Below are 20,585 nucleotides of genomic sequence, written 5' to 3'. Positions count from 1 at the left end.
CTGCCCGTCGGCGAGACCGGGGTAGCAAGGGCCAGGGCGGACCGGCCGGAGGGGGATCGCCCGGCCTGCACAAGCCGACGACGATGATGAAAATGAACAGCATGACCGCGCGGAAGGTCGGGGAGACCGGCCGGTCCGGCGGCGCAGCCGCTTCACCCTGACCCGCGCGAGGGCGGAGCCCTTAGCCTTCTGGGCGGCGTCCCGGCGTGCGCCTGTGGATGACGACGGCGGGCGCGCGAAGCCGGCTTGACCCCGCTTCGTGTTCTGCTTTTGTTCTTGCCATGCCCCTCCGCAAGACCGTCACCATCGAATGGCAGGACGCCGGCTCCAGCCGCGCCTATTTCGTGCGCCCGGGCAGCCGGTCGCGCGCGTGGATCTGGTTCCTGGACGGCGACGTGCCGGCCTTCGAGGAAACGTCCGCCCGCTTCGTGGTCGAGAAGCGCGGCGGACGCTGGGTCGCGGTCGAACGGGTGGACACCTGACCGCAGGGGTCGCCCATTGACGGCGGACGCCCGCGGGCCGATCAAGGCGGCTCGATTTCAAGGAGACCCGCGATGACCCTCAAGATCGCCGCCGCGGCGGCCGCCTTCCTCGCCCTCAGCGCCGGCGCGGTGCTCGCGGCGGAGGCCTGCGCCTGCTGCAAGGACATGGCCCCCGGCGCCGCCATGGAGTGCTGCGACGAGATGAACGCTCCGGCCCCGGCTCCGGACGCACCCGCCCCGGCTCCGGCGCCCGCTCCCGAAACGCCGCAGAGCGGCGGGCACGCAGGTCACACGCCCGGCTAAGCCGCGGCGTCATCGTCACCCAGGACCGCCATGAACCGTTCTCCGACCATCCTTGACCGCCGGTCCATCCTGAGCGGCCTGTCCCTCGCCGCCTTAGCCGCCCCGGCCCTCGCCGCGCCGCCGAAGCGGATGACCGCCTACAAGACGCCCTGGTGCGGCTGCTGCGGCGGCTGGATCGCCCACATGCGCCAGGCCGGCTGGACCGTCGAGGTCGTCGAGCGCGAAGATCTCGCGCCGACCCGGGCGCAACATGGCGTTCCGGACCGGCTGGCCTCCTGCCACACGGCGGTCGTCGGCCCCTATGCGATCGAGGGCCATGTTCCGGCCGGCGACGTCGACCGGCTGCTCAGCGAACGCCCCGCCGCCCGGGCGCTGAGCGCCCCCGGCATGCCGGCTGGCTCGCCGGGCATGGAAGCCGCCGGGCGCGAACCCTATACGACCGTCCTGATCCTCAACGATGGTTCAACCCGCGTGTTCGGCCGCCACAACGGCGCCTGACGCCCGAGGCGTCGCGGGTGCGTTCCTGTCCGCAGCCGCCAGCCTGACGCGCGACGGGTTGAGCCAGCTCTGCACCGGCCGGTCGAAGCCATAGCGGAACACCGCCGCGGCCGCGAAGGCGCCGATGAAACCGATCGACCACAGCGCCCAGCGAACCCCCGACGACAGGGCGTCCTGGCCCAGGGCGTCGAGCAGGCCGAACCAAACGATACGGGTGACCTCATTGGTCAGGAACATCGAGAACGACATCAGGGCCAGATGTTCGATCAGGCGTGACGGCCTGCGCACCGATACGGCCCCGGCGGCCCAGATGATCACGGTCATCAGGCCCAGCGACAACAGGCTGAAGGCGCCGAAGGCCTGAAGGATGACAAGCGCGATGGCGGCGCCGACCCCGATCGCGCCGGCCAGACGGGATGCGACATAGACGCGTGAACCGTAGAAGGCCGCCGCGACCCCGAGCAGGAACAGCGGCAAGGCGCGCAGGACGCCGTAGCGCATCGGCAGGCGGTAGATCGGATCGCCGAGCCACACCGAGGCCGCGAGGTCGGCGCCGACGACCAGCAGCGTCGCGCCGATCACCACGGCGATCGGCGGCCAGCGCCACAGGGCCCGGCAGATCCAGGGCAGCAGGAGGTAGCAGGCAATCAGGGCCGAGAGCGTCCAGGTCGGGGCGTTCCACCCCTGCCCGCCCGGCACGCCCCAGGCCTGGAGCAGCAGCACCTGGGCCGGCAGCTGCGACCAGTCGAACCAGCGCGGGTTGCTGGGCGCGATCCCCGCCAGAGCCGCGCCGCCGACGAGGACGACGAGGATAAGGCTGACGACGAGGTGGGCCGGAATGACCCGCAGCAGCCGCTGGCGCGCATAGGCGCGCAGCGACGCCTGACCGGCGGCGAGCCGGTCGCCGTAGATGCGCGCCAGGACGTAACCGGAGTCGATGATGAAGAAGTCGGTGAGCAGATAGCCGCGGTCGAACACCGGATGCAGCTGGGGCAGCGGGACCGGCGAGGCCTCGCGGAAATGGTAGAGGATGATCAGCGCCCCGACGATGAAGCGGAGCGCGTCGAGCCAGCCGCCGCGGGCGATGCGCGGTGGGCGGGACTTCATCGGCGCGGCGTCGCTGCGGACCATGGGCGCAGCCTAGTCCGCAACGGGGCAAGGAATGGTTATCAGCGCGGGCCGCTCACTTCGCCACCGACCCGGGCTTTGGCCCCGGCCGTGTGATCATGGGCGTAGCCGCCGTCGTCACTCAGGCTTCTTCCCCCGCTCTCGTTTCGGCCCGGGAGTCGCGGAGGATGTCGACGCCGCCCTTCACGGCGATGCCGGCCACGATTAGGCCCACGACCAGATCCGGCCAGGACTGATCCAGCCACAGGACCAGGCCACCCGCGATCAGGATGCCGCCGTTGGAGGCGAAATCGTTGAAGCTGAAGGTCTCGGCGGCCTTCATGTTCACATCCTCGCTGCGTTGGCGCCGGATCAGTTCCAGGCACACCAGGTTCACGATGGCGGCGACCACCGCCATGCCCATCATCGTCCAGCCTATGGGCTCCGTCCCCATCAGCGTTCGTCTCAGCACGTCCAGCAGGACGCCCGCAGCGAAGATCAGCAGCAGGATTCCGGAGGCCCGGGCGGCGCGGGTCTTCCAGATCAGGGCGCGGCCCACCGCCAGAAAGCTGATGAGGTAGACGGCGGAGTCAGACGCATTGTCCAGGGCATTGGCCAGCAGAGCGCTGGAATCGGCGAGCAAGCCGCCGATCCCGAGCCCTACAAACAGGGCGGCGTTGAGGATCAACACCACCAGCAGGGTGCGGCGCTGGACGCCTTCCGTCTCGTCTCGTTCGCTCATCAATCCTCGATCCCTTCCGCCTTGCGATGCTTCACCGCCTTGGCGGCGAAGGTGGGCAACACCAGCAGTGTCAACGCAGTCGCCGTCAAAAGGCCCCCGATGACCACTGTGGCCAATGGTTTCTGGACCTCGGCCCCGGCCCCGTGGGCGATGGCCATGGGAATAAAGCCCACGATGGCCACCAGGGCGGTGGTCAGAACCGCCCGCAGGCGGCTGGACGCCCCTTCGATCGCGGCCTCACGCGGCGCCAGGCCCGCCGTCAGCCGCTCGCGGATGGCCTGCATCAGCACCAGGCCATTCAGGGTCGCCACCCCCGAGACGGCGATGAAGCCGACCGCCGCCGAGACGGAGAAGGGCATGCCGCGCAAGAGCAGCGCCAGGGCCCCGCCGACCAAGGCGAGCGGGACGCAGGCGAACACCAGACCGGCTTCAGCGAATGAGCCGAGGGCCATGAAAAGCAGGACCCCGATGAGGATGAATACGATCGGAACCACGAGGCCCAGACGCTGTTCGGCGCGCTTGAGATTCTCGAACTGACCGCCCCAATCGAGCCGGACGCCCGGCGGAAGATCGATCCGCTCCACCCGCGTCTGCGCATCCGTGACGAAACCGCCGAGATCCCGGCCGCGGACGTTGGCCTGCACCACCATGCGCCGACTGCCGTTGTCGCGGCTGATCTGGTTGGGCCCCTCGGCGGTCTGGATGCGCGCCACCGAGGACAGGGGCACCACCACGCCGGTCGAGGAGACGATCGGCAGGGCGGCCAGGCTGGTTGGATCGTTGCGGGTCGCCTCGGGCAGACGGACGACAACGTCGAAGCGCCGATCCCCTTCGAAGATGCGTCCAGCCTCTGTTCCGCCGATGGCGGTGGAGACCGCCTCCGAGACGTCCGCCGCCGACAGGCCGTAGTTGGCCGCCGCGAAGCGGTCGACGCTGACCGTCAGCGTCGGCAACCCCGACGCCTGTTCCACTCGAACGTCGGCGGAACCCGGTGTTTCCTCCAATGCGCGAGCCACCTGCTCGCCGACCCTCTGCAGGGTGTCGAAGTCGTCGCCGTAGACCAGCACCGCCAAATCGGTCCGGACGCCGGAGATCAGTTCGTTGAAGCGCAGTTCGATCGGCTGGCTGAACTCGAAATTATTGCCGATCTGCTGACTAACCGCCTCCTCAATGCGCTCGATGAGCGCCTCCTTTTCGAGGCCCGGGTCTGGCCAGTCGCCTCGGTCCTTGAGGATGATCACGCTGTCGGAGATGTTACGCGGCATGGGATCGACGGCGGCCTCCGCCGTGCCGGTGCGCGAGAACACCGTCTCCACCTCGGGCTGGGCCTTGACGACCCGCTCGAGGGCCATCTGCATAGCCAAGGACTGGTCCAGCGAAGCGGACGGCACCCGCAGGGCCTGCATGGCGATATCGCCCTCATCGAGGGTGGGAATGAACTCCCGGCCGAGGGTGGCGAAGGCCAGACTGCCGACGACCAAGGCGCCCAGGGCCGAGGCGAGCACGACACGGGGCTTGTCTACGGCGGCGCTGATCGCGGGTTGGATCCAGCGGCGGGCGAAGCGCAGGACGCGGGTTTCGTGCTCCTGCACGCGGTCGTTGGCGTCGAGGTGGGCGCTTTTCGGGTCGCGTACCAGCAGCGCAGTCATGGCCGGGACGAAGGTGAAGGAGAAGATGAAGGCGCCGACCAGGGCGAGCATGACGGTCGCCCCCATGGGAATGAAGGTCTTACCCTCCACGCCCTCGAGCATCAGCAGGGGGGTGAAGACCAGCAGAATGATCAGCTGGCCGAAGGCGGCCGGCTTCACCATCTGCCGGGCCGCGGCCATGGCGACGTCCAGTCGTTCGTGACGGCTGAGCATGCGGCCCAATTCCGCGCGCCGCCGGGTCATCATCAGCAGGGTATTCTCCACCACCACCACCGCCCCGTCGACCATCAGGCCGAAGTCGAGGGCGCCGAGGCTCATCAGGTTTCCGCTGATGCCGAAGCGGTTCATGCCGATGACGGCGAACAGGAAGCTGATCGGGATCATCAGGGCGGTGATGCTCGCCGCCCGCAGGTTCCCCAGCAGCAGGAACAGCACGACGATGACGAGCAGGGCGCCTTCGGTCAGATTGCGCGCCACCGTGCCGATGGTGGAGTTCACCAGGGCGCTTCGGTCGAGCACGGTCACCGCCTCGATCCCGGGGGGCAGGGTCTCGCGCACCTCCTCGAGGCGCTCTCCGGCGGCCTGGGCCACGGTGCGGCTGTTGCCGCCGGCGATCATCAAGGCCGTGCCGAGCACCGACTCGTGGCCATCGCGGCTCGCGCCGCCCAGCCGCGGAGCTTGCCCGACCTCGACCGACGCCACATCGGCGACGCGCACCACCAGGCCGCCCCGGTTGACGACCGGGGCCTGGGCAAGATCCTCGACGGTGGAGGCCAGGGCGTCGGTCCGGACGGTCAGCGCCTCGCCGCCGCGCTGGACGTAGCCGGCTCCGGCCTGGGTGTTGGCCCGCTCCAGGGCCGTGACGAGGTCGCCCAGCCCCAGCCCATACGCTGACAGGCGGGCGGCGTCGGGGCGGACGGCGTATTCCTTCACATAGCCGCCGATGGTGTCGACGCCGGCGAGCCCGGGCGTCGTCCGCATCTGCGGCGCGACGATCCAGTCCTGAACAGTGCGCAGGTAGGTGGCGCGCGCCTCGGGCGTGGTCAACCGCTCCCCCTCGGGGGTCAGGTAGACGCCGCCTGGCTGCCAGCCGGGTTGTCCCGGCCGGGCGAGGTTGCGGCTGTTGAACGGCAGATAGTCCACGGTCCACATCAGGACCTCGCCGAGGCCGGTGGTGATCGGCGCCAATGCCGGCTCCACGCCCTCGGGCATGCTTTCGCGCGCCTGGGCGAGGCGTTCGGCCACCTGCTGGCGCGCGAAATAGATGTCCGTCTGGTCGGTGAAGATGACCGTGATCTGGCTGAAGCCGTTGCGGCTCAACGAGCGAGTGCTGGTCAGTCCGGGAATGCCGGCCATGGCCGTCTCGAGCGGATAGGTGACCTGCCGCTCGATCTGTTCCGGCGCGAGCGCCGGGGCGACGGTGGTGATCTGGACCTGCCGGTTGGTGATGTCCGGAACGGCGTCGATCGGCAGCTTGGTCAGTTCGAACAGACCGAGCGCGGCGACCAGCGCGGTCGCCAACACAACGAACCAGCGGAAGCGCACCGAGGCTTCAATGATGGATTTGAACATGCCGCGCCTCAGTCGTCATCGCCGGCCTCGCCCTTGGCGAGTTCGGCTTTCAAGAGAAAGGCGTTGGCGGCGGCGATGCGTTCACCCTCGTCGAGGCCGCGCAGGATCTCCGTGCGCCCTCCCGCCTGACGACCGGCCAGCACCGGGACGGCCCGGAAGCCGCCCTGGACCTGAACGAACACGACCGTCGCGCCTTCGATGGTCTGCACGGCTTCGCTGGGGACCGTCAGGCCGCCGGGGACGGCATCGCCCGTAACGATGGCGCCGGTGACGGCGGATCCCGTCGGCGGCAGCGACACGCCCGACGGCCGGGCGCGAATGATCGTCGCGCCGCTCTCGGCGCCGGCGCCGGGCGCCACGCCGGTGACGACGGCTTCGAATTCCCCGTTGGGCCCGGTCGCCCTCAGGCGCGATCCGGCGCGGACCTGGGCGGCCAGAGCCGGCGGCGCGTTGAAGACCAGTTCAATCCGCGCGGGGTTGGTGACCTCGGCGACGACGCCGCCCTGGGGGACAAAGCCTCCGGGGCCGACCTGCACCGAGGTGACGACGCCCGAAATCGGGCTGGTCACGCTCAGCCGTCCCGAAGCGTTTGGCGATCCGGCCGCCGAAGCCCTGGCGCGGGCGGCGCGCGCCGACGCCTCGGCGCTGAGCGACTGGGCTCGGGAGGTCTCCACCTCCTGCCGGGCCACCACGCCCTGGTCGGCCAGGTTGCGATCGCGGTGATAGGCCTGGCGCGCGGCTTCGGCCTGCGCCACCGCCGCGTCGGCGTCGGCGCGGAAGGTCGCGGCGTCGCCGCTGACCAATGTGGCGAGGGCCTGACCGGCGCGCACGGACTGCCCCGGCGCGACGAGCACGCGCTCGACCCGGCCGCCGACCGAGGCGGCCACGGCGGCGCGCGCATCGACCATGGGCTCGACGCGTCCCGCCAGCCGGGTCTCTGACCCGCCGCCGGCGCCGACGGCGACCACGGCGATGCCGGCGGCGCGGATCTGTTCGGCCGTGAGCGCCACGACGCCTTCGGGGGCCTCGGCGCCCTCGCCTTCCGCGTGCCCCTCCTCTTCCGCGTGACCGGCCTCGCCCTCGGCGGCCGGCCGCGCGTCGCGATTGAGAGCCAGGAACAGCCCGCCGCCTCCGAGCAGGACGACGGCGGCGACGCCGCCAATGAGCAGCGTTCTGTTGGATTGCGGCTTGCGCATTATTGGCCCCCTCCGAAGGGTGCGCGCGCTTGCAGGCGCGCGAGATCGATTTCGGCGCGGACGCGCGCCAGGCGGGCGTCGACGGCGGCGTTGCGGGCGGTGATGAGGGCGGCGCGGGTTCCGCGCAGCTCCAGTTGCGAGATGCGGCCGGCCTCGAAGCCGATCCGGGACAGGCGATAGGCTTCCTCGGATGAGGTCACGCCGGCGTCGGCGGCCGCGACGCGGCTCACCGAGGCGTTCAGCCGGGCGACCGCGGCCTGACCGTCGGCCTCGGCCTCCTGGCGCGCGCCGGCCAGGCGGGCGTCCGCGGCGCGGAACTCGGCCTGGGCCGCGTCGATATTGCCGCGGTTCCGGTCGAACAGGGGCAGCGGCATGCTGATGCCGAAGGTCAGCGCTGTCGCATCCTCGGCTTCGTAACGCCGAACGCCGACGCTGGCGCTGACGTCGGGCCGCGCGCGCACTCGCTCGACGGCGATCCGCCGTTCGGCCGCTTCGCGTTCGGCCTCGGCGACGCGAACGGCCGGCGCCCCGGGAGCGGCTTCGATGGCCGTCCGGGGCGGCGCGTCGTCCAGCAGGCTGTCGACGATCGAGGTGACCGGCGCGGGCAGCATCGCGACAGCCGTCAGGCGGGCGAACGCCGCGTCCCGCTCGGCCTGCGCCTCGTCACGGGTCGCGCGGGCCGCCGCCGCCTCGCTCTCGGCCTGGATGCCGCGCAGCATGGGCTCGCGTCCCTCCTCCACGAGCACCAGGGCGGCGCGGGCGTCCGCGATGGTCAGGCTGAGCGCCTCCTCGGCCAGGGCGAAGCGCCGCTCGGCGGCTTCCGCTTCGGCGTAGGCGAGTGCGAGCCGTCCGGCGGCGTCGACGACCGCCTGATCGCGACGCAGCGAAGCCGTTCCGGCCTCCGCCCGCGCCACCTCGACCCGGGCGCCGCGCCGGCCCCACAGTTCGAGGTCCTGGGTGAGCGAGAGCGTGGTCTCGGCGTTGTCGTAGCCGGAAAAGGGACCGCTGCCGAAGGCGTTCTCCGCCTCGAGGGCGGCGGTCGGGTTGGGCCGCACGCGCGCCTGGCGCACCCGGGCCTCGGCCGCTTCGAGCAAGGCGTCGGCCTCGGCCGCGGAGGGGCTGGCCCCTATGCGCTCAAGCAGGGTCCGGAAGGATGGCGCGGGATCGGCCCAGGCCGGGCCGGTCAAGGCGGTCGTCAGGGCGACCACAGCGCAGCCGACCGCGAAAGGCGGCAAGCGGCGAATAGGGGATGGCATGTCTCATGTCCCGGAAGGTTGACGTGAAGGGCGCGCGCGAACGCGAGGTCACGTCAGGTTCTGGGCGGGCGCATGGGACCGGCGGGCATCCGGGAGGCCGGCGCCTGATCGAGCGATGGCGCCAAGGGCGCGCGATCGAGGGCCATCGACCTCATGTCGTCAATCGCCGGCGGCGCGGTAATGCCGCAATGGTGGCAATGGCCGTGGGCGCAGGCGACCTGACCTGCTGCGTCCTTGCGTTCGCCGTGACCTGTATCGGACACAGCGACGACGTCCGACGCGGCCAGGCCTTGCAAGCTTCCGGTCTCGGGTGCGCAGGCGAAGGCGTCGGCTGCGGAAACCAGGACGAACAGGGCCAGGAACGACGCGAGCAGCGCCGCCATCCACCCATGCCTAGTCGAGGGAAACCCCATGCCGTCCCATAACACGGTGCGCCGCGACATCAATCGCCTCATCGTCGCACCGCCCGATACAGAGAGATGGATCCGGTGGCGGTCGGGATGACATCGAGCACTTGAACCTGTGTGAAGCCGGCCTCGGCCATCAGCGTAGGCAGAACGCCGTCGGCGTTCGGTTGGGTGTTTTCGTAGCCGTCCAGAGACTGCACCAGGCGGAAGAGCACGCGCATCGCACCCGACTGGCGGCCGTAGTCCGCGACATGCAGCGTTCCGCCCGGCTTGAGCGCCCGCAGGCTCGCGGCGAGGCCCGCTCGCTTCTCGGCCATGGGCAGCTGATGGAAGACCAAGCTGGAGACCACCTTGTCGGCGGCGTCCTCGCCCAGGAGCGCCGCCACATCGCGCGAAAACCCCTGGATGAAACGGACGGCCTGACCTGCAGCGGCCGTCTTCGTCTCGGCCCGCCTGAGGATGTCGCCGTCGGGATCGAGGCCGAAGATGCGCGCGTCCGGCGCCCGGTTCGCCATGGCGATCGCGAATGAGCCGGTTCCACATCCAAGATCGATGATCGTCTCGCCAGGGGACGGAGCCACCTGTTCGAGAAGGCGGCTCCGCCACAGCGGTTCCCGGGTCAAAAGCGCGATGGCCGGATCATACAGCCCGCTCAGGGCTGTATGGCCGAGCGCGGGGGTGAAGTTCGCGGTCACGCGGCGGCCTTCAGTTCTTCGCGGGACTGACGAATGATCGACCAGCCGGATTGCAGGAAGACCACCGCCAGGATCGCGCCGGCGATCAGGTCGGGCCAGCGAGAGGCGGTCAACCAGACGGCCACGCCCGTGGCCGCGACCACCAGGCTCTGGATCAGGTCGTTGCGCGTGCACAGCCAGACCGAACGGACATTGGCGTCGCCTTCGCGATGGCGGACCAGCAGCAGCGCGGCCAGGGCGTTGGCGAAAAAGCCCAGGGCGCCCAGGCCGGTGATGACGACGCCTTCCGGGGGCGCCCCCGAGGTCGCCCGCCAGATCGCGTAGCCAAGGATGAACAGCGCCAGCGCCGCGAGGCTGGCGCCCTTGATGATGGCGGCCCCGGATCTCACGGCGACCGAGCGCCCGATCACGGCCAGGCTGATGCCGTAGGTGGCGGCGTCGGCCAGGAAGTCGAGGGCGTTGGCACCCAGCGAGGCCGAGCCCTGCAGGGCCGCGCCGCCGGCGATGGCCAGGAAGGCGGCGCCGTTGATAGCGATCACCGCCATCAGGATGCGGCGATAGGCCGGCGTGGCGCCGTCGAACTTGACGGCCGCGCCGCAGCCGCAGCCGGCGGCCGCCGGTTCGGGGGACGAGAGGGAGTCAGTCATCGAAGTCCGCCTTTCACCACGAGAATGCATCCTCCAGTCGCTCGAGGATCAAGAACAAAAATGGATGCCTCGCCCAAAAAGACGCGGTTTGGCGGAACCGACTTGATCCTCTAGTAGCTAGAGGACGCACAATCGGACGAAATCCACAGGAGGCCTCATGATCACGATGCACCCGTCGCGACGCGGTCCCAGCCGCATGCGGGCGATCGCCTTCTCGTTCTTCATGCTGATCGCCGCTCTGGATCAGGCCGCCAAGGCCGCGGCTCGCGCCCGACTCGAGAGCCCGGTGGACCTCACGCCGTTCCTCGCGCTGCGTTTGGGATTCAATCCCGGCGTCACCTTTGGCCTGTTCGCAGACTCGGGCGCGGTGGGACGATGGGCCCTGAGCGCCGTGGCATTCCTGATCATCGGCGTCCTGCTGACCTGGATCTGGCGTACGCGAAGCGCCGTCACGGCGGTCGCGGCGAGCCTCATCGCCGGTGGAGCGCTCGGGAACCTGCTCGATCGTCTGCGCTCCGGCGCGGTGACGGATTTCATCGATCTTCATTGGGGCGACGCGCACTGGCCGACCTTCAACCTCGCCGATGCGGCCATTGTTTGCGGCGTGGCGCTGCTCCTCCTGACCGTCCGGGGCTCGGACGGCCGCCCGGCGACGTCGACCCTGGGACGGGCGGCGCGATGACCTTTTCCGCCGAACAGAAGGCGATCGCCGTCCGTTCGGGGTTGGCGATTCTCATCACCGCTGCGGCGGTGGCGTCAGCTTGGCTATGGCTTTCGCCACGTCTCCTGGGCGCCGCGCCGGACATGGCGACAGCTGATCGGCTGGCCTACGCCCTGAAGGCGGACCTCCTCGTTTTCCTGTGGCTCGCCGGTTGTTTGAGGGCCGTGGCGAGCATCCGGTTCCGGTCCGACGCCGACCGGCCGGGTTCCGCCTATGCGGCGCCCAGCTCGAGGCTCGCCGTGCCTGCCGCCGTGCTTCAGAACACCCTGGAGCAGACGGTCCTGGCGGTGGGCGCCCACCTGGTGCTCGCCACCGTGCTGCGCGGCGAGGAGATGGTCGTGCTGCCGGTGCTGGTCGCCCTCTATCTGATCGGCCGCGTGTTGTTCGCCCACGGTTATGCCCGGGGCGCGGCGGCCAGGGCCTTCGGCATGGCCCTTACCGGCGCTTCCACGATCGCCGCCTTCGGCGCCGCCATCGTCCTCATGGGGCTGGGCCGATGATCCTTTTCCGTCCTGCGCCTGCCGCCCTTCAGCCCGCTGCTGCGAGATGATGCGATGACCCTGCCCTCCCCGGCCTCGTCCGGCCTGCGCCCTATCGGCAAGCTCGCCGCGGCCACCGGCGTCAAGGTCCCGACCATCCGCTTCTACGAGGAGATCGGCCTGCTTCCCGCCGCCCCGCGCACCGCCAGCGACCGGCGGATGTATGACGACGCGGCGGAACGCCGCCTGTCGTTCATTCGGCATGCACGGCAATTGGGCTTCGATCTGGACTCGATCCGCTCCCTGCTGGATCTGTCCGATCACCCTGATCGGCCCTGCGCCGAAGCCAGCATCCTCGCCGAACGTCATCTGGCGGAGGTGACGCATAAGATCGCCCGACTCCGGGCCCTGCAACGCGAGCTTTCGCGGATGACGGCGGAATGTGCCGGCGGACGCGTGTCCGCCTGCAAGGTGATCGAAGCCCTGCACGATCCCTCGGCGCCGGTTTGAAGACGAACCCGACCCGGGTTTGCACCGCTCCTCGGCCTCGCCGTGCAGGTCGGCGCTGAAGGTCAGAACGGGCCCGGGATGATGCAGGAGCCATTGGGTCACCGCGACGTTTTGAGTAATCCCGCGGCCCTCGTCGCGCTCCCTTCGTCCATGGAGGACTTCGATGGCGCATCGATCGACACAGCGACACGCCGATCAGACGTTCGCCCTTTTGACGGACCCGTACAGGCGCATCTCCCGCCTGTTCGAGCAGGCCGGCGCGGACGCAATCGAGACCCGTCTGGCGCTGAAGGAGACGGCCTGTCTGAGAGGGCGTGAAGCGGCCCAGGTCTTCTACGACGAGACCCGCATCTCGCGCGCGGGCGCCATGCCGGCGCCTGTCCGACGCACACTGCTCGGCGAAGGCGGCGTCCAGGGCCTGGATGGCGAAGCGCACCGCGCCCGCAAACGCGTGTTCATCGCTCTTATGTCGCCGGAACGGATCGCGCGGCTGGGCGACCTGTTCGAGGCGGAATGGCGACGCGCGGCCGTTGAATGGGCTGGCCAGGAAGAGATCGTGCTGTACGACGCCCTGCAGCCGGTGCTCACCCGCGCCGTCTGCCGCTGGGCGGGGGTGCCGCTGAATCCCGACGACGAAGCGAAACGGGTCAGTCACCTCAGGGCGCTGTTTGACGCGGCAGGATCGCGGGGGCCTCGCCACCTGTGGTCGAGGTACGCGCGGCGACGCGTCGACGCCTGGCTGGCCTCGATCATCGAGGGCATTCGCGCCGGACGACTGGCGCCGGATCCAGACACCGCCGCCTACGCCTGGGCCTGGGCGAGCGCGGATGATGGCGAACCGTTGGCGGCCCGGACGGCGGCGGTCGAACTGGCCAATGTGCTGAGGCCGACCGTGGCGACCTCGGTCTATATCGTGTTTGTGGCGCACGCGATGCAGGCGCACCCCGCGGCGGCCCGTCTGGCCACCGCGGACGCCGGCCGCCGCCGCGCCTTCGTTCAGGAGGTGCGACGCCTTTATCCGTTTTTCCCGGCGGTGATCGGGCGTGTGCGCGCGCCGTTTCGCTGGCGCAACCTTGACTTCCCGGTGGGTCGGCAGGTGATCCTCGATCTCTATGGCTCCAATCACGATCCTGCCGTCTGGACCGATCCCGACGAATTCCGGCCAGAGCGTTTCATCGACGGCTCCGGGGACGCGTTCGGCCTGATTCCCCAAGGCGGCGGGAACGCCCTGACCGGTCACCGTTGTCCCGGCGAAAGCATCGTCGTCGAATTGATGGAGCGGGCCCTCGGCATGCTCGCCGGCCTGAACTACCGGCTGCCGGCTCAGGATCTGGAGATCGACTTCCGCCGCCTTCCGGCCCTCCCCAGGAGCGGGTTCCGAATGATGACGCGTCGGACTTCCCCGCGTAAGGGCGGCGCCTGATGTTTGCTCATGCGGGTGGCCGGCGCCTTCGTCCCTCTTTCACTTACAGCGAAGGCTGACGCGATGGCTTCGATGACATCCTATGACCTGGTGATAATCGGCGGCGGGCCGGGCGGGTACCCCTGCGCCATCCGGGCGAGCCAGCTCGGCATGTCGGTGGCGGTTATCGACGACCGGGAACTCCTCGGTGGAACCTGCCTGAACATCGGGTGCATTCCGTCAAAGGCGCTGCTGCAGGCCACAGAGCGGCTGGAGATGGCCCGCAATCTCGAGGCTTTCGGCGTCCTGGTCGACAATGTGCGGGCCGACCTTGCAGGCGTCATGCGGCACAAGGCCAGGGTCGTGACGGAGCTTGGTGAAGGGGTCGCCTACCTCCTGCGCAAGAACAAGGTCACCCGCCTGCAGGGCCGCGGCCGGCTGCTGTCGCGCGACCGTGTGGAAGTGAGCGCCCCGGACGGCAGCTTCGAGGTGCAGGTCCGCAAGGCGATCGTGCTCGCCAGCGGATCGAAAGCGGCGACGTTGCCGGACCTGCCCATCGACGAGCAGCGGATCGTCACCTCGGCGGGCGCCCTCAGCCTGACGGCGGCGCCGCGCCATCTGGCGGTGATCGGCGGCGGCTATGTCGGACTGGAGCTGGGCTCCGTCTGGCGCCGTCTCGGCAGCGAGGTCACCGTCGTCGAGGTGCTCGACCGGATCGCGTCCGGCGTTGATTCAGAGATGTCGACGGCGCTGCACAAGGTGCTCGAGGCCCAGGGCTTCCAATTCTGCCTGGCGCACAAGGTGGTCGGATCGCGAATGGAGGCGGACGACGTCGTCCTTGAGGTCGAGCCCATGGGAGACGGCGCGCGAGGAACCATCAAGGCCGATGTCGTGCTCGTGTCCATTGGCCGACGTCCCGCCACCGACGGACTCGATCTGGAGACGGTCGGCATCAAGCCGGACCCAAGGGGCTATATTCCGGTCGACGACGGCTTTCGAACCAGCGCCGAAGGGGTCTACGCCATCGGCGATGTCATCGGCGGCGCCATGCTGGCCCACAAGGCGGAGGAAGAAGGGATCGCCCTTGCCGAGCGCCTTGCCGGCGCCGCGGGCCATGTCGACTACGGAACAATCCCGGCCGTCGTCTACACCTGGCCGGAACTGGCCTCAGTCGGGCGCACCGAGGACGACCTCAAGGCGGCCGGCGTGGCCTATCGCGTCGGGCGCTTTCCGTTCTCGGCAAACGCCATGGCCAAGGCGCGGTTGGAGAAGAACGGGCTGGTCAAGGTGTTGGCGGACGCCGGCACGGACAGGATTCTCGGCGTGCACATCCTGGGGCCGGACGCGGGCAGCCTGATCCATGAAGCGGTCGCCGTCATGCAATTCGGCGCGGCGGCCGAAGACGTGGCGCGGACGAGCCATGCGCATCCGACGCTTCCGGAAGCCTTGCGCGAGGCATGCCTGGCTGTGGCCGACCGCACGATCCACCTGTAACGACCGCCCGTCGCGTGGCTGCCCGGGCTGGCCGCGCGGCGCCGAGGCGTCCCGGCGGGCGTAGAGGACCCGTAGCCGCCTACGAGCCCGGCCGCGTCGCGAATAAAGCGCGACAGCGTCGCCGCCTGAATGCTAATGCGAGCCGTTCACATCTGGATTGACCATGCGTCCTCTGCTCCGTCTGCTTGCCCTGCTGTTCGCCCTGGGGCTGGCCGCGCCCGCCCTGGCCCAGACGCCGTCCGCCTCCGAGGCCCAGGTCGCCTGGCGGCTGCTCGACTATGTAGCGGTCGACTACGCCGGCGCGGTGGCCGACGGTCAGGTGACCAATCCGGCCGAATACGGGGAGATGATCGAGTTCGGCGGCCAGATCCGGACCCGCCTGGACGCCCTGCCGCCGAATCCGGCCAAGGCCGGTCTGGTCCGCGACGCCGAGGCCCTGCAGGCGGCCATCAGGGACAAGGCGGATCCGCGCGTCGTTGGCGACCGGGCCAAGGCGCTCGCCGGCGCGGTGCTGACGGCCTATCCGAGCCCGCTGGCGCCTTCGTTCCCGCCTGATCTGGCCCGCGGCGCGACGCTCTATGCCGAGCAATGCTCGGTCTGCCATGGCGTGACCGGACGCGCCGACGGCCCGGGCGCCGAGGGGCTTGATCCGCCCGCGATCGCCTTCGCGGATGTGGAGCGCGCCCGTCAGCGCAGCGTGTTCGGCCTCTACCAGGTCATCGATCAGGGGCTGGAGGGCACGGCGATGGCCAGCTTCGCCCATCTGCCGGCCGAGGACCGCTGGGCCCTGGCCTTCTACGTGGGCCGGTTCGCCTTCACCGACGCCGAAGCCGCCGAAGGTCGACGCCTCTGGGAGAGCGACCCGGCGATCCGCGCCGTCTTCCCGGACCTGGCCGCCCTCACCCAGGCGACGCCGGCCGAGCTGGCGACAAGGATCGGCGAGACGAAGGCACGGGCGGTCACGGCCTACCTGCGCCGCCACCCGGAGGCGACGGTCCGCGCCGAGGGATCGACCCTGTCCCTGGCCCGGACGCGACTGGCCGAAAGCGAGGCCGCCTATCGCCGGGGCGATCGCAGGGCCGCGACCGACCTGGCCCTGTCGGCCTATCTCGACGGCGTCGAACCGATGGAGCCGGCGCTGGGCGCCCGCGACGGCGCCTTGCTGCGGCGGGGCGAGACGGCCATGACCGACCTGCGCGTCTCGATCAGCAGGGGCGCGCCGGCCCCGGAGGTCGCGGACCGGGTCGCCCGCGCGAACGCCCTGCTGGACACGGCCGAACGCGCACTCGCGCCCCAGGAGGCGGACAATCTCGCCAGCTTCCTCGGCGCCTTCACCATCCTGCTGCGCGAAGGTCTGGAAGCCATCCTCATCGTGGTGGCGATGATCGCCTTCCTCAGGAAGGCCGAACGTCCCGAGGTGCTGCGCTACGTCCACGGCGGCTGGGTGGCCGCGCTGGTCGCCGGCGGCGCCACCTGGGCGGCCGCGACCTTCTTCATCTCCATCAGCGGCGCCAGCCGGGAGCTGACCGAAGGGTTCGGCTCGCTTCTGGCGGCCGTCGTGCTCGTCTCGGTCGGCATCTGGATGCACGGCAAGTCGCACGCCGACGCCTGGCAGACCTATATCCGCGACAAGCTCTCTCACGCCCTGTCGAAACGGTCGGCCTGGTTCCTGTTCCTGCTGGCCTTCGTGGTGGTCTACCGCGAGGTGTTCGAGACCATCCTGTTCTATGCGGCGATCTGGAGCCAGGGCGGCCATCTCGGCATGCTGGCCGGCGCCCTTACGGCGGTGGCGATCCTGGCCGTGGTGGCCTGGGCCTTGCTGGCCTACAGCAAGCGCCTCCCGATCGGCCGGTTCTTCTCCCTGAGCTCGATCCTGATGGCCATCCTGTCGGTCGTCCTCGTCGGCAAGGGGGTGGCGGCGCTGCAGGAGGCGGGCTGGCTCGATGTCCATCCGCTGGCGTGGATCCCCCGCATCGAGATCCTCGGTCTTTATCCGACGGTCGAAGGCGTCGCCGTTCAGCTTCTGACGATCGCTATCCTCGTGGTCGGCTTCTCCCGGCATGCGGCGCCGAAAGGCGCGCGCCCAGCCTCTTGAGCGGGCGTCTGAGGCCCTCAACTGCGACCCGTTGGCAGGGTTTCGGAGCTGCTTGGGCGCCGATAGCCGCGCAGTCCGCGGATACCCAAGGTGCGGGGCCGCAGCCGATAGCGTGCGGAGACCACCCTTGGTGCGGAGATTAGGCGCCCTATTCTCCGCACTTCGCGCGGAGAATAACCTTGCTCTTTCGGCGAATGGCGCCCATATTCTCCGCAAGGAGTGCGGGGAATGGCGCAATACATCCATGAGATCGAAGGCTGGCCGCGTCTGGACTGGCGCGCTGACGCGCTTGCCGATCGCCTCGCAGCCGTCCGTCATCGCCAGGGCCTTCTGCTTGGCCGGATGCACACGCTCGGCTTCGACCTCCGCGCTGAAGCCGTCCTCGAGACCCTTACCGAAGATGTCCTGAAATCCAGCGAAATCGAAGGCGAGCTGCTCGACAAGGATCAGGTGCGATCCTCCATCGCCCGCCGCCTCGGCATGGATATCGGGGCCCTCGCCGCCGCGGATCGCAACGTCGAAGGCGTCGTCGAAATGATGCTCGACGCGACCCAGAACTTTGCGTCTCCGCTCACCGAGGAACGGCTGTTCGCCTGGCACGCCGCCCTGTTTCCGACCGGGCGCAGCGGCATGACGAGGATCGTCGTCGGCGCCTGGCGCAACGAGAGCTCCGGCCCGATGCAGGTCGTCTCGGGCCCCTTCGGACGAGAGCGCGTGCACTATGAAGCGCCCCTTGCCGACCGTCTGCAGGACGAGATGCGGGCGTTCCTCGACTGGTTCAATGACGAGCCGCGGACGGATCCGGTCCTCAAGGCCGCGATCGCCCACCTGTGGTTCGTGACCATCCACCCGTTCGACGACGGGAACGGCCGGATCGCGCGGGCGATCGCCGACATGGCGCTCGCCCGCTCCGAGAAAAGCGCTCAACGCTTCTACAGCATGTCCGCCCAGATCAGGCTGGAGCGCAAGGACTACTACGCCACCCTGGAGGCGACCCAGAAAGGCGCGCTGGACGTGTCCCTCTGGCTGGACTGGTTCCTCGGCTGCCTCGATCGCGCGTTCGATGGCGCGGAAACCACCCTGACGCATGTCATGCGCAAGGCGCGCTTCTGGGAGGCGCTAGCAGGTCAGACGTTGAGCGAGCGCCAGAGCACGGTCATCAACCGGCTGCTCGACGGCTTCGAAGGCAAGCTCACCTCGACCAAATGGGCGGCGCTGACGAGGTCCTCGCCCGACACGGCCCTGCGCGACATCAACGATCTGGTGGGGCGGGGCATCCTCGTGAAGGATGAAGGCGGCGGGCGCAGCACAAGCTATTCGCTGGTCGATCGAGGATAGGCGGGACCGCACGACGCCGGCACGGCACTTCGCCAGGTCGGTCGCTCAAGACCCGAGCCTCAACAGGGAGGATCGCAATTCGCCACATCTGGCGAGTTACCGCCAACAACCCGCCTAATTCGCCAGAAGTGGCGAATTACCACCTTTGCCAGGCGCGCGACGCCGCAAGGCGCCGCCGACGCGGCCTCACGCCTGACGCGCGATGGCGATGGCGGAGAGATCCGCTGCGGCCTCGACCGGACTGCCGGCCGCCTTGCGCTCGGAGTAGCGGTCCACGAGCTGGGTGGCGTGCGGTCGAGTGAGGACAGTGAAGCGCACCAGCTCCTCCATCACATCGACGATGCGCTCATAGTAGGCCGAAGGCTTCATCCGGCCGGCCTCGTCGAACTCCTGAAAGGCCTTGGCCACGCTCGACTGGTTGGGAATGGTGATCATCCGCATCCAGCGGCCCAGAAGGCGCAGGGTGTTGACGGCGTTGAAGCTCTGGGAACCGCCCGACACCTGCATCACCGCGAGCGTGCGGCCCTGGGTCGGGCGCATGCCGCCCAAACTCAATGGCAGGTGATCGATCTGCAGCTTCATCAGTCCGGAGACCTGGCCGTGCCGTTCCGGACTGCACCAGACCATGCCCTCCGACCACAGGGCGTGCTCGCGCAGCTCGCGCACCGCCGGATGGTCGTCGTCGCCGGGCGAGCCCGGCAGAGGCAGGTCGGAGGGGTCGAAGATGCGGGTCTCGCATCCCATGCGCTGCAGCAAGCGGGCCGCTTCCTCGACGCAGAGCCGCGAATAGGAGCGCTCGCGCAGCGACCCGTACAGGAGAAGGATGCGTGGCGGGTGGTCGTGCGGACCCAGGCCGGCGGCCGGGTTGCTCGACAGATAGGCCGCGTCCAGGGCCGGCAGATGATCGGGATCCGGCAGCGGCCGCAGGCGGGCGAAGATCATCCGAGATCCTTGGTCAGATAGGCGGCCGAGGCCGGGCAGATGTCTGCGAACTCGCGGGTTCGCCGGATCGCGGCGGGCGCGGCCGCCCGATCTGCGGCGGCGAAGCCGCGCCGGGCGAAGAAGGGCTCGGCCGTCGTGGTGAGCAGGTGGAGCCGTTCTCCGCCCAGCTCGCTCGCCGCGGCCTCGGCGGCGCTCAGGATCCGGCTCCCGAGCCCCCGCGAATTCAGGCCAGCGAGTACGACCAGGGAGCGCAGCAGCAGGTCCCGCCCCTCTCCTTCCAGGCCGACGTAGCCGGCCAGGGCGCTGTCGTCGTCGGCTCGGAAGTAGCGGCCGGCCCCGGGCTCCGGCAGGCCCTCGCCCTGCAGGGCCGCGATCAGGCCGGCGTCATCCGCGTCCAGGAGATGCAGCACGACCATCAGGCGGCGTCCGCCGGCGGGGCCGTGTCCGGAAACCACCGCCGGCCCATCCAGAGGGCGACCGACACCAGCAGGATCAGCACCGGCACCTCCACCAGCGGGCCGATGACAGCGGCGAAGGCGACCGGCGAGGCCAGGCCGAACGCCGCGATGGCGACCGCGATGGCCAGCTCGAAATTGTTGGAGGCCGCCGTGAAGGCCAGGGCGGTCGTGCGCGGGTAGTCGGCCTCGATCAACTTGCCCATGAGGAAGCTGACCACGAACATGACGAGGAAGTAGATGGTCAGGGGAATGGCGATGCGCAGGGCGTCCAGCGGCAGGGCCACCACCTCGCCGCCCTTCAGGCTGAACATGACCACGATGGTGAACAGCAGGGCGATCAGGGTGATCGGTCCGATGCGCGGCAGGAAGCGCCGCTCGTACCAGTCGGCCCCGCGGCGGGCGATCAGGCTGCGCCGGGTCAGGAAGCCGGCCAGGAAGGGAAGACCGAGGTAGACGAGAACGGCGCCGGCGATGGTCCAGACGCTGACGTCCACCACACTGCCCCGCAGGCCGAACAGCGGCGGCAGAACGGTGAGGAAGAGCCAAGCATAGAGGCTGAAGAACAGGATCTGGAAGATCGAGTTGAAGGCCA

General features: G+C 69.6%; 21 protein-coding genes. 10 read left to right on the top strand and 11 right to left on the bottom strand.

Going from position 1 to position 20,585, the window contains the following annotated elements; translation table 11 throughout:
• Positions 1-281 precede the first annotated feature (281 nt).
• The 3 genes from JMT67_RS00105 to JMT67_RS00095 all read left to right on the top strand — a co-directional run bounded on the left by JMT67_RS00105 (position 282) and on the right by JMT67_RS00095 (position 1,283).
• A complete protein-coding gene (locus JMT67_RS00105) occupies positions 282-482 on the top strand; it encodes a hypothetical protein (RefSeq protein WP_201462389.1) in 201 nt (66 codons plus the stop codon).
• Positions 483-554: 72 nt separating this feature from the next.
• Positions 555-785: a hypothetical protein gene (locus tag JMT67_RS00100; RefSeq protein ID WP_054765671.1), complete on the top strand. Its 231-nt coding sequence runs from the start codon at positions 555-557 to the stop codon at positions 783-785.
• A gap of 30 nt (positions 786-815) precedes the next feature.
• Positions 816-1,283: a DUF411 domain-containing protein gene (locus JMT67_RS00095; protein ID WP_201462388.1), complete on the top strand. Its 468-nt coding sequence runs from the start codon at positions 816-818 to the stop codon at positions 1,281-1,283.
• Here the strand turns inward: JMT67_RS00095 and JMT67_RS00090 are convergent.
• From JMT67_RS00090 to JMT67_RS00055, 8 genes are all read right to left on the bottom strand, one after another.
• Positions 1,248-2,414: an acyltransferase family protein gene (locus JMT67_RS00090; protein ID WP_201462387.1), complete on the bottom strand. Its 1,167-nt coding sequence runs from the start codon at positions 2,412-2,414 to the stop codon at positions 1,248-1,250. The two genes, JMT67_RS00095 and JMT67_RS00090, sit on opposite strands and share 36 nt — an antisense overlap.
• A gap of 118 nt (positions 2,415-2,532) precedes the next feature.
• Positions 2,533-3,132, bottom strand: a complete 600-nt coding sequence (locus JMT67_RS00085) for a cation transporter (protein WP_054765668.1) — start codon at positions 3,130-3,132, stop codon at positions 2,533-2,535.
• Positions 3,132-6,353 carry an efflux RND transporter permease subunit gene (locus tag JMT67_RS00080; protein ID WP_201462386.1) on the bottom strand — a complete coding sequence of 1,074 codons (3,222 nt, stop codon included), beginning with the start codon at positions 6,351-6,353 and terminating at the stop codon, positions 3,132-3,134. The genes JMT67_RS00085 and JMT67_RS00080 overlap by 1 nt, the downstream gene beginning before the upstream one ends.
• An 8-nt stretch (positions 6,354-6,361) precedes the next feature.
• A complete protein-coding gene (locus JMT67_RS00075; protein ID WP_066624849.1) occupies positions 6,362-7,549 on the bottom strand; it encodes an efflux RND transporter periplasmic adaptor subunit in 1,188 nt (395 codons plus the stop codon).
• Positions 7,549-8,805: a TolC family protein gene (locus JMT67_RS00070; protein ID WP_201462385.1), complete on the bottom strand. Its 1,257-nt coding sequence runs from the start codon at positions 8,803-8,805 to the stop codon at positions 7,549-7,551. Before JMT67_RS00070 ends, JMT67_RS00075 begins: the two co-directional genes overlap by 1 nt.
• 53 nt (positions 8,806-8,858) lie before the next feature.
• Complete coding sequence (locus tag JMT67_RS00065; protein ID WP_066624846.1) at positions 8,859-9,188, bottom strand: hypothetical protein; 330 nt, start codon at positions 9,186-9,188, stop codon at positions 8,859-8,861.
• Between the two features lie 68 nt (positions 9,189-9,256).
• Positions 9,257-9,907, bottom strand: a complete 651-nt coding sequence (locus JMT67_RS00060; RefSeq protein WP_054765663.1) for a class I SAM-dependent methyltransferase — start codon at positions 9,905-9,907, stop codon at positions 9,257-9,259.
• On the bottom strand, positions 9,904-10,554 hold the full coding sequence (locus tag JMT67_RS00055) for a cation transporter (protein ID WP_054765662.1): 651 nt from the start codon (positions 10,552-10,554) through the stop codon (positions 9,904-9,906). Before JMT67_RS00055 ends, JMT67_RS00060 begins: the two co-directional genes overlap by 4 nt.
• Positions 10,555-10,711: 157 nt before the next feature.
• Between JMT67_RS00055 and lspA the strand changes: the two genes are divergently transcribed.
• The 7 genes from lspA to JMT67_RS00020 all read left to right on the top strand — a co-directional run bounded on the left by lspA (position 10,712) and on the right by JMT67_RS00020 (position 18,593).
• On the top strand, positions 10,712-11,236 hold the full coding sequence (gene lspA / locus JMT67_RS00050; RefSeq protein WP_082382684.1) for a signal peptidase II: 525 nt from the start codon (positions 10,712-10,714) through the stop codon (positions 11,234-11,236).
• Positions 11,233-11,775, top strand: coding sequence for an MAPEG family protein (locus JMT67_RS00045; RefSeq protein WP_054765661.1), 543 nt, complete (start codon positions 11,233-11,235; stop codon positions 11,773-11,775). The genes lspA and JMT67_RS00045 overlap by 4 nt, the downstream gene beginning before the upstream one ends.
• A gap of 54 nt (positions 11,776-11,829) precedes the next feature.
• Positions 11,830-12,264 carry a MerR family transcriptional regulator gene (locus tag JMT67_RS00040; protein WP_054765660.1) on the top strand — a complete coding sequence of 145 codons (435 nt, stop codon included), beginning with the start codon at positions 11,830-11,832 and terminating at the stop codon, positions 12,262-12,264.
• Positions 12,265-12,427: 163 nt separating this feature from the next.
• Entirely contained in the window at positions 12,428-13,687 is a 1,260-nt protein-coding gene (locus tag JMT67_RS00035) for a cytochrome P450 (RefSeq protein WP_201462384.1), read from the top strand.
• A gap of 72 nt (positions 13,688-13,759) precedes the next feature.
• A complete protein-coding gene (lpdA, locus tag JMT67_RS00030; RefSeq protein WP_197273300.1) occupies positions 13,760-15,160 on the top strand; it encodes a dihydrolipoyl dehydrogenase in 1,401 nt (466 codons plus the stop codon).
• A gap of 163 nt (positions 15,161-15,323) precedes the next feature.
• The gene (locus JMT67_RS00025; RefSeq protein WP_201462383.1) at positions 15,324-17,255 is read left to right on the top strand and encodes a cytochrome c/FTR1 family iron permease; all 1,932 of its coding nucleotides are present in this window, start codon (positions 15,324-15,326) and stop codon (positions 17,253-17,255) included.
• Between the two features lie 228 nt (positions 17,256-17,483).
• On the top strand, positions 17,484-18,593 hold the full coding sequence (locus tag JMT67_RS00020) for a Fic family protein (RefSeq protein ID WP_128115441.1): 1,110 nt from the start codon (positions 17,484-17,486) through the stop codon (positions 18,591-18,593).
• Positions 18,594-18,779: 186 nt separating this feature from the next.
• Here JMT67_RS00020 and arsH read toward each other — a convergent pair whose 3' ends face one another.
• The 3 genes from arsH to JMT67_RS00005 all read right to left on the bottom strand — a co-directional run.
• Positions 18,780-19,535, bottom strand: a complete 756-nt coding sequence (gene arsH, locus JMT67_RS00015; RefSeq protein WP_003169308.1) for an arsenical resistance protein ArsH — start codon at positions 19,533-19,535, stop codon at positions 18,780-18,782.
• On the bottom strand, positions 19,532-19,951 hold the full coding sequence (locus JMT67_RS00010) for a GNAT family N-acetyltransferase (RefSeq protein WP_003169309.1): 420 nt from the start codon (positions 19,949-19,951) through the stop codon (positions 19,532-19,534). The genes arsH and JMT67_RS00010 overlap by 4 nt, the downstream gene beginning before the upstream one ends.
• Positions 19,951-20,585 (bottom strand): arsenic resistance protein (locus JMT67_RS00005; RefSeq protein ID WP_407645706.1); only part of this gene is annotated, 635 nt, incomplete at its 5' end. The genes JMT67_RS00010 and JMT67_RS00005, both read right to left, overlap by 1 nt.

It is taken from the genome of Brevundimonas aurantiaca, assembly GCF_904830995.1.
GTDB classification, from domain to species: domain Bacteria; phylum Pseudomonadota; class Alphaproteobacteria; order Caulobacterales; family Caulobacteraceae; genus Brevundimonas; species Brevundimonas aurantiaca.
This window is presented reverse-complemented; position numbering and strand designations above follow the sequence as displayed.

Excerpts from the sequence above, each read along its gene's own strand:
- JMT67_RS00105 (WP_201462389.1), top strand. The coding sequence starts at position 282 with ATGCCCCTCCGCAAGACCGTCACCATCGAATGGCAGGACGCCGGCTCC.
- JMT67_RS00100 (WP_054765671.1), top strand. The coding sequence starts at position 555 with ATGACCCTCAAGATCGCCGCCGCGGCGGCCGCCTTCCTCGCCCTCAGC.
- JMT67_RS00095 (WP_201462388.1), top strand. The coding sequence starts at position 816 with ATGAACCGTTCTCCGACCATCCTTGACCGCCGGTCCATCCTGAGCGGC.
- JMT67_RS00090 (WP_201462387.1), bottom strand. The coding sequence starts at position 2,414 with ATGGTCCGCAGCGACGCCGCGCCGATGAAGTCCCGCCCACCGCGCATC.
- JMT67_RS00085 (WP_054765668.1), bottom strand. The coding sequence starts at position 3,132 with ATGAGCGAACGAGACGAGACGGAAGGCGTCCAGCGCCGCACCCTGCTG.
- JMT67_RS00080 (WP_201462386.1), bottom strand. The coding sequence starts at position 6,353 with ATGTTCAAATCCATCATTGAAGCCTCGGTGCGCTTCCGCTGGTTCGTT.
- JMT67_RS00075 (WP_066624849.1), bottom strand. The coding sequence starts at position 7,549 with ATGCGCAAGCCGCAATCCAACAGAACGCTGCTCATTGGCGGCGTCGCC.
- JMT67_RS00070 (WP_201462385.1), bottom strand. The coding sequence starts at position 8,805 with ATGCCATCCCCTATTCGCCGCTTGCCGCCTTTCGCGGTCGGCTGCGCT.
- JMT67_RS00065 (WP_066624846.1), bottom strand. The coding sequence starts at position 9,188 with ATGGCGGCGCTGCTCGCGTCGTTCCTGGCCCTGTTCGTCCTGGTTTCC.
- JMT67_RS00055 (WP_054765662.1), bottom strand. The coding sequence starts at position 10,554 with ATGACTGACTCCCTCTCGTCCCCCGAACCGGCGGCCGCCGGCTGCGGC.
- lspA (WP_082382684.1), top strand. The coding sequence starts at position 10,712 with ATGATCACGATGCACCCGTCGCGACGCGGTCCCAGCCGCATGCGGGCG.
- JMT67_RS00045 (WP_054765661.1), top strand. The coding sequence starts at position 11,233 with ATGACCTTTTCCGCCGAACAGAAGGCGATCGCCGTCCGTTCGGGGTTG.
- JMT67_RS00040 (WP_054765660.1), top strand. The coding sequence starts at position 11,830 with ATGACCCTGCCCTCCCCGGCCTCGTCCGGCCTGCGCCCTATCGGCAAG.
- JMT67_RS00035 (WP_201462384.1), top strand. The coding sequence starts at position 12,428 with ATGGCGCATCGATCGACACAGCGACACGCCGATCAGACGTTCGCCCTT.
- lpdA (WP_197273300.1), top strand. The coding sequence starts at position 13,760 with ATGACATCCTATGACCTGGTGATAATCGGCGGCGGGCCGGGCGGGTAC.
- JMT67_RS00025 (WP_201462383.1), top strand. The coding sequence starts at position 15,324 with ATGCGTCCTCTGCTCCGTCTGCTTGCCCTGCTGTTCGCCCTGGGGCTG.
- JMT67_RS00020 (WP_128115441.1), top strand. The coding sequence starts at position 17,484 with ATGGCGCAATACATCCATGAGATCGAAGGCTGGCCGCGTCTGGACTGG.
- arsH (WP_003169308.1), bottom strand. The coding sequence starts at position 19,535 with ATGATCTTCGCCCGCCTGCGGCCGCTGCCGGATCCCGATCATCTGCCG.
- JMT67_RS00010 (WP_003169309.1), bottom strand. The coding sequence starts at position 19,951 with ATGGTCGTGCTGCATCTCCTGGACGCGGATGACGCCGGCCTGATCGCG.